General features: G+C 65.9%; 14 protein-coding genes and 1 pseudogene. 2 read left to right on the top strand and 13 right to left on the bottom strand.

Features of this window, described 5'->3' with window-relative positions; translation table 11 throughout:
- The 11 genes and pseudogenes from ACE3UY_RS15940 to ACE3UY_RS15890 all read right to left on the bottom strand — a co-directional run.
- Positions 1-538: pseudogene (locus ACE3UY_RS15940) on the bottom strand (hypothetical protein); the annotation flags it as partial.
- Positions 535-1,131: an ankyrin repeat domain-containing protein gene (locus tag ACE3UY_RS15935; RefSeq protein WP_374688484.1), complete on the bottom strand. Its 597-nt coding sequence runs from the start codon at positions 1,129-1,131 to the stop codon at positions 535-537. The pseudogene ACE3UY_RS15940 and the gene ACE3UY_RS15935, both read right to left, overlap by 4 nt.
- Before the next feature lie 226 nt (positions 1,132-1,357).
- The gene (locus tag ACE3UY_RS15930) at positions 1,358-1,717 is read right to left on the bottom strand and encodes an RNA recognition motif domain-containing protein (RefSeq protein WP_374688483.1); all 360 of its coding nucleotides are present in this window, start codon (positions 1,715-1,717) and stop codon (positions 1,358-1,360) included.
- A gap of 205 nt (positions 1,718-1,922) precedes the next feature.
- A complete protein-coding gene (locus ACE3UY_RS15925) occupies positions 1,923-2,459 on the bottom strand; it encodes a GNAT family N-acetyltransferase (protein WP_374688482.1) in 537 nt (178 codons plus the stop codon).
- A gap of 93 nt (positions 2,460-2,552) precedes the next feature.
- A complete protein-coding gene (locus ACE3UY_RS15920) occupies positions 2,553-2,969 on the bottom strand; it encodes a GNAT family N-acetyltransferase (RefSeq protein WP_374688481.1) in 417 nt (138 codons plus the stop codon).
- 68 nt (positions 2,970-3,037) lie between these two features.
- Complete coding sequence (locus tag ACE3UY_RS15915) at positions 3,038-3,310, bottom strand: hypothetical protein (protein WP_374688480.1); 273 nt, start codon at positions 3,308-3,310, stop codon at positions 3,038-3,040.
- 103 nt (positions 3,311-3,413) lie between these two features.
- A complete protein-coding gene (locus tag ACE3UY_RS15910; RefSeq protein WP_374688479.1) occupies positions 3,414-3,890 on the bottom strand; it encodes a GNAT family N-acetyltransferase in 477 nt (158 codons plus the stop codon).
- Entirely contained in the window at positions 3,887-4,645 is a 759-nt protein-coding gene (locus ACE3UY_RS15905; RefSeq protein WP_374688478.1) for a hypothetical protein, read from the bottom strand. Before ACE3UY_RS15905 ends, ACE3UY_RS15910 begins: the two co-directional genes overlap by 4 nt.
- An 85-nt stretch (positions 4,646-4,730) precedes the next feature.
- Complete coding sequence (locus ACE3UY_RS15900) at positions 4,731-5,651, bottom strand: GNAT family N-acetyltransferase (RefSeq protein ID WP_374688477.1); 921 nt, start codon at positions 5,649-5,651, stop codon at positions 4,731-4,733.
- A 101-nt stretch (positions 5,652-5,752) separates the two neighbouring features.
- On the bottom strand, positions 5,753-6,577 hold the full coding sequence (locus ACE3UY_RS15895) for a CPBP family intramembrane glutamic endopeptidase (protein ID WP_374688476.1): 825 nt from the start codon (positions 6,575-6,577) through the stop codon (positions 5,753-5,755).
- Positions 6,578-6,594: 17 nt separating this feature from the next.
- Positions 6,595-7,191 carry a phosphoribosyltransferase gene (locus tag ACE3UY_RS15890; protein WP_374688475.1) on the bottom strand — a complete coding sequence of 199 codons (597 nt, stop codon included), beginning with the start codon at positions 7,189-7,191 and terminating at the stop codon, positions 6,595-6,597.
- A gap of 468 nt (positions 7,192-7,659) precedes the next feature.
- On the opposite strand from ACE3UY_RS15890, the gene ACE3UY_RS15885 reads away from it, so the two are divergent.
- Together ACE3UY_RS15885 and ACE3UY_RS15880 are read left to right on the top strand one after the other, a co-directional pair.
- Positions 7,660-8,007, top strand: coding sequence for a hypothetical protein (locus ACE3UY_RS15885; protein ID WP_374688474.1), 348 nt, complete (start codon positions 7,660-7,662; stop codon positions 8,005-8,007).
- A gap of 62 nt (positions 8,008-8,069) precedes the next feature.
- Complete coding sequence (locus tag ACE3UY_RS15880; RefSeq protein ID WP_374688473.1) at positions 8,070-9,041, top strand: FAD:protein FMN transferase; 972 nt, start codon at positions 8,070-8,072, stop codon at positions 9,039-9,041.
- 55 nt (positions 9,042-9,096) lie between these two features.
- On the opposite strand, the gene ACE3UY_RS15875 is transcribed toward ACE3UY_RS15880, so the two are convergent.
- Both ACE3UY_RS15875 and ACE3UY_RS15870 read right to left on the bottom strand, forming a co-directional pair.
- Entirely contained in the window at positions 9,097-9,654 is a 558-nt protein-coding gene (locus ACE3UY_RS15875; protein ID WP_374688472.1) for a shikimate kinase, read from the bottom strand.
- 43 nt (positions 9,655-9,697) lie between these two features.
- Positions 9,698-10,372: alpha/beta fold hydrolase (locus ACE3UY_RS15870; protein ID WP_374688471.1), on the bottom strand; the 675-nt coding region annotated here is incomplete at its 5' end.

The following is a 10,372-nucleotide window of genomic DNA, read 5'->3' as shown; positions in this document are numbered from 1 at the left end:
TCCAGCGCCCGGCCTGCGCCACCTTGCCGCGCAGGGTGAGATATTGGGCAAAGGACAGGATCGCCCCGCCCACCGCGCCCAGCCCGGCGGCCAGCAGCAGCACCACGGCCTGCGGCGGCTCAGCCACCGGCGCGACTGTGGCGTCGGCTGTCGTCTGGGTCAGGTTAATGAGGGTGGAGGGCAGGTAACCGAGTACGTAGGCCAACAGCGCGCCGATCAGCGTGGCCCGCCACCAGGCGAAGCGGCCGATCTGGGGGAACCACGGCCGCATGGCCCACCATTGGGCCAGCCCGACGATGGTGGCCTCGATGGCCCCACTGGCGATGGCCGCGCTAAAGGCGAGCAGGACAGCCGCCACGCCGCCAATGGCCTCCAGCCGCGCCATCACCAGTCCCGTCAGCCCCAGCGTCAGCCCCAGCCCCGCCGCCTCGCTAACCGCGTTCGTTATTACCCAGCGCTGATATAAGCCAGAGCCGCGCCGCTTCCGTTCTGAAGAATCGGCGAAATCTGCGTAATCTGCGGATGACTCTTCTGTCATGCCGTCTCGGCCCCATAGGCGCGCAACAGGGCGGCAATTTCGTCGTAGCCGCTCTCCACCGCGATGTCGAGCGCCGTCTTGCCCTGGTAGTTGGTCGCGGCCAGGTCGGGATCGGCGTTCTCCAGCAGCCAGGCTGCCACCGCCTTGCGCCCGGCGCTGACGGCGTTGCTGAGAGCCATCGTCTGGCCGTCAGTCGCGCCACGTTCGTACAGCGATGCCACCAGAGCCGCATCGCCGCTGAAGGCGGCGTGGCTGAGCAGGGGAATGCCGTGCGCGCCGCGGGCGTGGATGGCGTCGGGGTCGGCCGCCAGAGCGCGCTCGATCTCGTCGCGCTGGCCGAGCATGGCCGCCGTGCACAGTTCCAGCGGCGCGCCCTGGGCCAGCAAGTACTCGGCGATGTCCCGGTTGCCGACATGGGCGGCGGCCTGGACGGCCGTCTCGGCGTCGCCCGGCTGCCACTCGTTGGCCGTGTTCAACAGCGCCGGCTCGTCGGCCAGCATCTCGCGCACGCGCGCCAGATTGCCGTGGCCGGCGATGACGAACTCGCGCACCAGGTCCTTGTCCAGCGTCGAAAGAGGATTTATGTCGGTCATTGGCGCTCCTTACTCGCGGGTGAACGGCCCGCGTGACGCGATCATACCAGAAACGCGCCGTTGGTAGTCAGGCAATTTTATCGCCGTTCTTGCTTCCTGGAGGACGGCGATAAAATCGCCTGACTACCAACGGCATGTGACGTGGAAACAAAAAAGCCGCTCTCCCGGATTGGGAGAGCGGCCTGTTCACCTTCTCAGGTTATACAGTGCCCTGCTGGGCTCGAATTTACCAGTTGCTACGGTTGCGATCCCGATTGCGATCGCCGTAATCGTTACGACGGCCACCGCCGCCGCCACTGCCGCCGCTGCGGTAACCACCGCCGCCGCCGCCGGAACGTTCCTCGCGCGGGCGGGCTTCGTTGACACTCAACTCACGCCCGTCCACTTCCTTGCCGTTCAAGGCCTTAATGGCCGCATTGGCCGCCGAATCTTCCATCTCCACGAACGCGAAGCCGCGGAAACGGCCGGTGTCACGATCGTTGATCATGGCGATGGACTGGATCGCCCCGAACTCGGAAAACAGGTCGCGGACCTGATCCTCGGTGGCGTTAAACGACAAATTACCTACATACACTTTCTTCGACAACTTGAAACTCCGTAAAACAGATAACGGGCCGGTAGCAGTGCAATCCACGCTCCAGCCCGGACAACAAAACCAATTGCAATCATACACGACTTTCGAAAGAATGCAACCCCCCGGAAGGCAGTTGCTCATGTTGAGTGGCATCGCGCCCGTAGCGCAGCCTGTCAGGCTGCGCTACGGGCGCAAAGGACGGCCATTTATTGCCTCACTACGAACCGGTGTACTCGCGTCGCAAGAGGCCGTAACACAGCCGATCCCAGCGCCGTCCGTTGAGGTAGGTGGCCTCGCGCTCGCGCCCTTCCTCGACAAAGCCGGCGTGGCGCAGCCCCGCTTGCGCCAGGTGGTTGTACTCAGCCGTCGCCGCGGCGATACGCACCAGGTCAAGCGCATCAAAGGCATAATCGATAATCGTCCGCGCCGCGTCGGTCCCGTACCCCTGCCCTCGGTCAGCGGCGCGGGCGATGCCCACGCCCAATTCGGCCGTCCGGTTCTGCCAATCGATCTGAGCCAACTGGATGTCGCCCACCAGCCGGCCATCGAGGGTGAAGATGCCCAGGTCAATGCGGCTCTTGCCCTGCCCCACCTGGATGTCCTCGAACCAGTTCTCCGCGCCCTCCACCGACAGGCCGGGGCGGATGCGTTCGGTCGGCAGCGGCGCGGTCGGCTCATAGGCCTCCCACAGTTCCCGGCAATGCTCCCGTTCCAGCGCCCGCAAGATGACGGTGCGCCCGCGTAGCTCAACCATGTAACCCTCCTGAGCAATTATGAATTAGGAATCATGAAAGCGGCTACACCAAACCCGTCCCGAAATCACGATTCCTAATTCTTAAGCACAGATCTAGACGTTTGGATCGGCCGAGCGGTTGAAGGAGAAGCGACGGATATCGTCTCGCTCTTGCCAGCCCACCTCCTTCCAGAAAGCGATGGCCCCGCTGTTGTCGGCGAACACATCAATGTGGGTCTTGTGGATATCGATGGACTCCAGGGCGTCGAGGGCGCGCGCTACCAGAGCGCGGCCGACGCCCGCCCGGCGGCAGTCGGCGGCGACGGCCAGGTGGTGCAGGGAACCGCGCCGCCCGTCGTGGCCGCCGAAGACGCAGCCGATGAGCCGGCCATTCTCCTCGGCCACGAAGCTGAGGCCCGGGTTGCGCGCCAGGTAGCGCCCGATGGCCTCAGGCGAGTCGGCCGCCCGCACCGCCACGCCCGGTGTGCCGCGCATCAATTCCAACACCGGCTCATAGTCCTCTATTGTCATCACCCGAATGTTCATATCACCAGATCTAAAAGAATGATCCGCCTCGAATCCATGAGTGAAAGCTGGGTTCACTCTGTCAATAGAGTGGCTAGTGTGGCCTCGACGGCCTGAGCTGCCCGGTCGCCGCCGGCATTGGTGACGGCCAGAACAGCCATATCCCGCTCCGGCACGATGGCGACAGTGGTATAGAACATCGTATTGGAGCCATTATGCCAGACCGTCTGTGCGCCGGCGGTCTCGTTCTCCTCATTCAACCAGCCCAACGCATAGTGGTTCTCCGATTGCGGCGTATACAGTTTGGCGACCGACTCATCGGTGAGAAACGAGCGGTCGCCCCGCAAGGCGAGACGGAATTCCTTCCGCCATCGCCCCCAATCCCGTCAGAAAGCGCCCCCTCCAGGTTCCATGAGCCTATTCTCTACCAGAAGCCGTCCGACCGACGGATTATCTACCCGATCGCTCTTCCGGCCCACGTGTAAACCAGCCCACCGCCGCCGCCAGCCGGAACCCCTCGCTCTCGAACAAGGCCCGCGAGGCGGCGTTGTCGAGATTGATCTCGGCCGCCGCCTCACGCAGGCCCGGCTCGGCCAGCGCCGCCGCCAGCAGCGCCCGGCCGATACCCCGCCGCCGGTAGCCGCGGTCGACAAAGAAGTCGTAGACGGTCAGGTGATCGCCATCCAGGTCGCCGGTCAGTAGACCGACCAGCCGGCCAGCGTCGCGCGCCGTCCAGGCCAGGATGCCCTCGCCCCAACGGCGCATCTGCCGGATTTTGTCCTCGACGGAAGCGACGCCGCCGTACATCTCGCCCATGCCAGTGTAGTGATCGTGGTAGCCGTCGCGCACCAGCATGGCCCACTCGTCAACCGGCAGTGCGCCGAAGGAAAGCCGCTCAATCGTGAAGGATAGTGCGTCGTCTGTCATAAGCCCTCGTTGGCCGCCCCGTCCGCCTGTTGCCGGGCTACCCAGGCTGCGTCCAGGCGGGTCAGCCGCTTCTTCTTCAGGTTCTCGCGCATGATGCGGCGCACGTCAGGGTCGTCATCGGCCAGCCAACGTTCCATCAACGCCTTGCCCCGCTCCGGCGCGGCGACGACAGCCACGCTCCAGCAATAGCTCAGCCCCTGGCGCAGCACGGCGAACAGTTCCGTCCGGCGGTCGGCCGCGCCGCGTAGGCCGGCGGTGATGCCATCCAGCACGTCGAGCACGCGCTCGGCGTCGGCCGGGTCGCGCAGCAGCGCCGGCTCGCACAGCGCCGCGGCGATGGCCCGCTGCTCCAGCCGCGACCCGGCGGCCCACGCCTCCGCCTCGGCCAGCAGCGCCGCCATATCGGCCGCGCCCCATCGTTGTAGAGCCATGGCTGTCGCCTCGCGGACGCGCCAGCGCGGGTCGTTCGCCAGCCGCCGCAGTTCTGGCAGAACGCTCCGGTCGCCCTCAGCCAGCAGCCGCCCCAACCCCAACGCGCCGCAGACGGGCAGGAACTCGCCCGGCGTGTTGGTCGGCGCGACCGAGGCGCCGAGGGCCAGCCAGCGGTAGAATTGGTCGACGTCCCCCTCGTCGGCCGCGGCCTGGGCCAGTTCCAGGTTAGACCGTGGCCCCGGCAGGCGCGACTCAGCCAGCAGGAACGACTCCCAGTCGCACATCTGGCGCAGATGCTCGCGGTACGTTTCAATCTTGCCCATAGTTCTTCTCAACAGCAGTTCTTAATCAGCCACGGCGTACAGGCCACAGTCCGCGGTTAGAACACCGGCGGCTAGCCAACTGCCACTACCCTGCTCCTCCGGTGAAGTCCTTTCGGTAGATGAGTAATCCACTGGTTACGCGAAAACCAAGGGCCTGGTAGAAGGCGTAGGCATTGTCGCGGTAGTTGTCGGTATGCACCTCGATATGATCGACGCCCTGCGCCCGCAGCCGGCGAATGCCTTCGGTGGCAATGGCCCAGGCCGCGCCAGTGCGGCGGGCGACAGCGCTAACGCCCAGCGGTTCGATCTGGCCGGCGACTACACCGCCGACCGCCCCCCGCCACAGAACGCAGAAGGCGGCCAGTTCGCCATCCGGCCCTTCGACCACCAGATCGAGGCACGGCCGGTAGTCGGGCTGGCGCAATGTGGCCGCGCGCCACGGCTCGGTCATGTTGGCGCTCTCGAAGACAGCGCGGTGCAGGGCGACGTAGGCCGGAACCTCGGCCGCGCCGCGCAACGACCGGACGGTGAAGCCCGGCCGCGGTTTGCAGAGCGGCACAGGCGTGTCGGTGTCGAGACGAAAGATGACCTCCGTCCAGGCGTCCTCGCCGCTCTCTTGAGAGGCCCAGCCAGCCGCGTTCAACGCGCCCCGCCGATCGCTCCACTCCTCTCTGACCGGGGTGAACCAGGCCGGGCGGCCGTAGGGTGTGTCCAGCAGTTGCGTCGCTTGCCGACCGGCCCACTCCAGGATGACCCGGTGGGTGTCGGGCGGCGCGTCGGGACGCAGGACGTAGTCAAGCTTCCAGAACGGGGTTTGCAGCACGGCCCAAGCCAGCAGCCGGCCGGCGGCGTCCTCCCACAGCGCCACGTTGTCAGGGTTGTCGAGCGCCCAGGAGCACAGGCGGTAGGGCAGGTCGATGACGTGGATGGCCGCGTCCGGGTGTTCCCGCGCCAGAGCCAGCATACGGGCCACGTCGTTCGCGCCGCGAAAGGGTGTGGGGTTCATGGGATACCTCAGCAGGTATTATCCGCGGATTGCGCCGATTGGGCAGATCGATTCAGGCTAGTTCCCACAGGCCGCGGACGGCGCCCACTCCATTCACCCGCCTAGTGCGCTGATTCCCTTGGCCGGGCAAAACGATAGTCGGCGAGCGTCCGTGCTCCCCACAGGAAAACGATGACCCCCACAGTGAAGACTGTGACGAAACAGATAAAGAATGGCTCATAGTGCGAACCGTTATTTGGGAATAGCGAAAAGCTCACGCCATCCAGAGCGTGGAACACAATAACGGCAAATACACTCTTGCCCGTGTTATTGAAAAGCCAGACGATGAGGATGCGCAGCCCCACGGAGTACAGCCGTTGCCAGGCTATCCAGGACCAGGGTCGGTGTGCTTGTAGATCGGGCACGATGTGCCAGACGGCCCACACCACACCGAGGAAGGCAGCTGCGCCCAGAGCGCTCCAACGCACGGGCAGACGCTCTATAACATACCCCTGCCATCCCACCTCTTCGCCAATCGCGGCGACGAAGAACAGGGCAAAGAAGATCGGCGCCAGCCATAGTGGGACTTGCGGATCAGCTGGCAGCGGCGCCCTGCTTAGGCGCATCAGAGCGTAGGCCACCACATAGATTGTGGGCAGCAGGCCAAACATGGGGATGTACCATCGCTTCCTCTCGATTCTGCGGTAATCCGTGACACGCCTTAGCAGGCGCTTCACGCCGCTCGCGCCCGATTCCCGATAGGTGAGGATCAAGGCAGTTAAGAGAGGATTGACGGCCATCAGCGCGCTGACGGGTAAGTCGACTGGCAGTTTTCCTTGCAACCTATCACCGGCGATAGCGCCTAACCACCAAAATGGAACAGAGAGAACGAAGAGCCATAGCAAGAAGGCCCAGGGGAAACGAGAGGACGGCGCTTGAGCGTCCATGATAAGCTTTCCTCAGGCTATTCGCTCTTCCTGGCAGCTACGAATGGCGTGGCGGGGATGAGCAGGGATGGGCCGGCGGCAAGGCCCTGCTCGGCCAGCGCGGCGGCGTATTCGGGGTGGAAGTGGAACGCGCCGTCCCGATAGATCTCGCGATCCCAGGGGTTGAGTATCAACTCGTCAGTGATGAGGCCCACGTAGTCGGCGGCGCCGGTGCACCAGGTGTGGGCGTAGAGGGTGGCCGTCCGCGCCTCGGCCGCGCCCAGCGCCAGGGCGCGCGCCCGCACCATTCCGAGCGTCTCGCCTGTGCTGCACATCTCGTCCACCACCAGGACGCGCCGCCCGGCGACGGCCGCCGGCGGCTCCACCAGCCACAGCGGCGACTCGCGCACGACCACGTCGTCCACCCGCCGCGTCAGCCGCACGGGGTAGACCTCGACCTGCAAGAGGTGGGCCAGTAGCGTGCCGGGGTAGTAGCCGCCGCGGCCGACGGGCAGGATGATCTCCGGCTGCCAGGGCGCGACGGCGACGGCCAGCGCCTTTACCAGGCCGTGAAAGTCGTCCCAGGAGATGGGGTGGATGCCGGTGCGGGTGGAGTAATCATAGGGGTTGTTCATAACACCTCGATCGGATACTGGCCGGGGCCGAGCAGTGTCTCGATCTCGCCGCCACCGGGGTAGTAGGCGTTGGCGCGGGCGTCTCAGCGCTGGCCGCTGCAGGGGTGGTTGATGGCGGGACAAGCGTCGGCGCGACGGTGGGGGCGTCCCCCGTGGTAGCCGTCGCCGCGCCGGTTAGGCCGGCCACTTCCGGGGCGCCCAGTGAGGCACAGGCCGCGAGCAGCGCGAGCAGACAGAGTAGAAGGAGAGGCCGGATCATGGGCCGCATTATAGCACCGCCGCCAATCGCCCTGTAGCGCAGCCATTCCTGGCTGCCTATGCGCGCAGTCAGGAATGACTGCGCTACTCACCCACCTGCTCACCAAACCTGAACACTCTCCCAACAACTTCATAACTGGCCCTTTACATCTCTGGGCTATAGTGCCGTGCAGTAGCGATAACCGAGATCGCCAACGAGGCAAGTGAAACATGAACCAATCAAGTGAATCGAAATCCACGGTCGGGCGTAAGGCATCCGACCGCGTCAAGAACTTCCTGGCGGCTACGGGCTTCGCCCTGGGCGTGCTGGGCGGCGGCATGCTCATCCAGCGCGACGACACCCCGACGACCGACGCCACCACGGCCGCCCCCGCCCTGATCGTCACGGCGACCGCCACCCCGGCCGCGTCGACGGCGACCGCGCCAACGGCGACCGCGCCAACGGCGACCGCGACCGAGGACGAGGACACCGCCACGACGGTGCAGAGCCAGACCGACGGCCGGTCATCCTCACGCCCCTTCCCCGGCGCGATGACCTCATCCCGTTCGTCAAGATAAGCAGAAGAATCCGCAAATCTGCGCCATCTGCTTAATCTGCGGATCATTTCTGGAGCAATGACATGACACCAACCTTTCCCCATCTGCACCTCCACCGCTTTCGGGCGATGGGGTCGGAAATGGGCGTGTGGCTGCAACTGGCCGACGGCGATGCGGCCGAGGGGCTGCTGCGCGGCGCGGCGGCGCTGTTCGACGAGGCGGAGCGCCGCCTGTCGCGCTTCGATCCCGACAGCGAACTTTCCCGGCTGAATGAACGGCCGGATGAATGGGTGGAGGTGTCGCGCCTACTGTGGCGGGTGGTGACGAGCGCCCTCCAGCTGGCCGAGGAGACGGATGGGCTGTTCGACCCTACCCTGCTCGACGCCATGCTGACCGCCGGCTATGACCGGCCGTTCGACCCGGCCTGGCGCGGCGGCAACGGGCACGTGGCCGCCAACGCGCCGCCGCTCTTCGGCCAGTGGCAGCTGGTCGAGCGAGACGGGGCGCGGCGGGCGCTGCGGCTGTCGCACGGGGCGCGCCTCGATCTAGGCGGCATCGCCAAGGGGTTCACAGCGCGGCAGGTCGTGGACTGGCTGAGCGTCTGGGGGCCGTGTCTGGTGGATGCTGGCGGCGACCTGTCGGCCGGCGATGGGCCGGCCGGCGAATCGGGTTGGCCCGTGGCCGTGGCCGCCCCATCTGGCATGACAGCCGGCGACACGCCCGACCGGCCGGCGCTACACCTGTGGCTGAGCAACGCTACGCTGGCGACGTCGGGCGTGGATTATCGCTGGTGGCTGAGCGGCGGCCGGCGTCACCACCACGTCATCGACCCGCGCACCGGCCGGGCGGCTGAGACGGATTTGCTGACGGCCACGGTACTATCGGCTGACGCCGCGCGGGCCGAAGCGTGGGCCACGGCGCTGCTGGTGGCCGGCCAGACGACGGCCCTCTACCGCGCCGACCAGCACGATTTGCCGGTGGCGCTCTTCGCCGCGGATGGCCGGCTGAGTCTGACGCCGGCGCTGGGGCGGTTGATCGTCGACGAGCCTTCCTAATACAGTTGGGAGTGGCCGTGGCACAGGTTCCTTAACCTGTGTGCTAAACGACAGGTTAAGAAACCTGTGTCACACGGAGGACGACACTGGCTGTCTCCTCCGGCGTCTGTCTCGCGGTGATGACAACGTGCTTTGCCAACCGCAAGAAACGGTCATCGGCCAGAAGGTGGTCGTTGAAGTCGGGGGATAACCTGTCCGGCCGCTGGCGCGTCTTCAGAATGCGGCGCGACTCCGCCAGATCGGGATGTGGCAGCAGCAAGACTACGTACGGCAATGGGGCCAACGCCCGGTCAATACGCGCCTGCCGCACCGCGTCGGGGGCAATCGGGTGGCCGCCGCCCAATTCCAGCACGCCGGCCGGATGCTCGCTCAGAAAGCACTCCACCGCGCTGGCAAAGTACTGTCGCCGGTAGCTGTACCACGCCCACGACCCCTCGGCGTCATGAATGCGCCTGGCCCGCTCGGCGTCGAAGCCCAATGGCTCGATGTATGCGCGCTCAAGTTGGTCAAGCGAGTAAGCTGGCCAGCCCAATTGCGCCGCCAACAGGTCGCGGACGGTGCTCTTGCCGGCTTTCAGCGGGCCGATGAGGACAATGAGACTGTCCGAGGTCAAGATGTGCTGCCTACCAACTTGCGCCGGCTGATGCCACAGGCAGTTACCGGTCGGCGGTTGCCGTGGCGAGCGACTGCCCAGTGGCGGCCGCTTCGACCACTGCCCGTATAGCCGCGCTCGTCTCCCGCCCGTGCGCCTCGTTGAAGGCTAACGATGCGTGCTGAGCATCCTCGACCACCACGTGTACGCTGTTGGAGGACAGCTGGGCCAACTCCGCTTGTAGCCCCGCCCAACCAGACGACGCTCCCTGCCCGGCCGTCACCACGGCCAACGGCAGGTCGCCCAGGTCGCCCAGCGCCTGCGCATCACGGTAGATTCCCTCACGCGCCGCGCCCTCGGCTTGGGCGCTGCGCCAGTGGCTGGCCGATGACAGGAACGCCACCGTCTCCGCGTGCTGCCGCGCGGGCAAGTCCTGAAAGTCAATCTCGCCGCCGGCGGCGAAGTACAGGCGAAACACGCCCAGGCTGGTGAGAAGCGGGAAGTAGTTCGAAATCGAGAGAAACTCCTCCATGGCGGCCACCATTTCGGGATAGCGGTCGAACTGCTCCGGGTGGGCGGCGTCCACCAGAACGATGCCGACCACCTCTTGCGGATAATCGGCCGCGTAGCGGCGCACGTAGTTGCCGCCGATGGAGTGGCCGACCAGGACGTAGGGGCCTGCTTCCCCGGCGACCTGGAGCGCGGTGTGCAGATCGGTCACGGTGCGCGCCAGCGTGCG

This window comes from Promineifilum sp. (SeqCode) (assembly GCF_041918635.1).
Taxonomy (GTDB): Bacteria; Chloroflexota; Anaerolineae; order Promineifilales; family Promineifilaceae; genus Promineifilum.
Note: the sequence above shows the minus strand (reverse complement) of the source record. Positions and strands in the feature narration are given on the sequence as shown.

Excerpts from the sequence above, each read along its gene's own strand:
- ACE3UY_RS15900 (WP_374688477.1), bottom strand. The coding sequence starts at position 5,651 with ATGAACCCCACACCCTTTCGCGGCGCGAACGACGTGGCCCGTATGCTG.
- ACE3UY_RS15920 (WP_374688481.1), bottom strand. The coding sequence starts at position 2,969 with ATGACAATAGAGGACTATGAGCCGGTGTTGGAATTGATGCGCGGCACA.
- ACE3UY_RS15880 (WP_374688473.1), top strand. The coding sequence starts at position 8,070 with ATGACACCAACCTTTCCCCATCTGCACCTCCACCGCTTTCGGGCGATG.
- ACE3UY_RS15935 (WP_374688484.1), bottom strand. The coding sequence starts at position 1,131 with ATGACCGACATAAATCCTCTTTCGACGCTGGACAAGGACCTGGTGCGC.
- ACE3UY_RS15925 (WP_374688482.1), bottom strand. The coding sequence starts at position 2,459 with ATGGTTGAGCTACGCGGGCGCACCGTCATCTTGCGGGCGCTGGAACGG.
- ACE3UY_RS15905 (WP_374688478.1), bottom strand. The coding sequence starts at position 4,645 with ATGGGCAAGATTGAAACGTACCGCGAGCATCTGCGCCAGATGTGCGAC.
- ACE3UY_RS15895 (WP_374688476.1), bottom strand. The coding sequence starts at position 6,577 with ATGGACGCTCAAGCGCCGTCCTCTCGTTTCCCCTGGGCCTTCTTGCTA.
- ACE3UY_RS15890 (WP_374688475.1), bottom strand. The coding sequence starts at position 7,191 with ATGAACAACCCCTATGATTACTCCACCCGCACCGGCATCCACCCCATC.
- ACE3UY_RS15885 (WP_374688474.1), top strand. The coding sequence starts at position 7,660 with ATGAACCAATCAAGTGAATCGAAATCCACGGTCGGGCGTAAGGCATCC.
- ACE3UY_RS15910 (WP_374688479.1), bottom strand. The coding sequence starts at position 3,890 with ATGACAGACGACGCACTATCCTTCACGATTGAGCGGCTTTCCTTCGGC.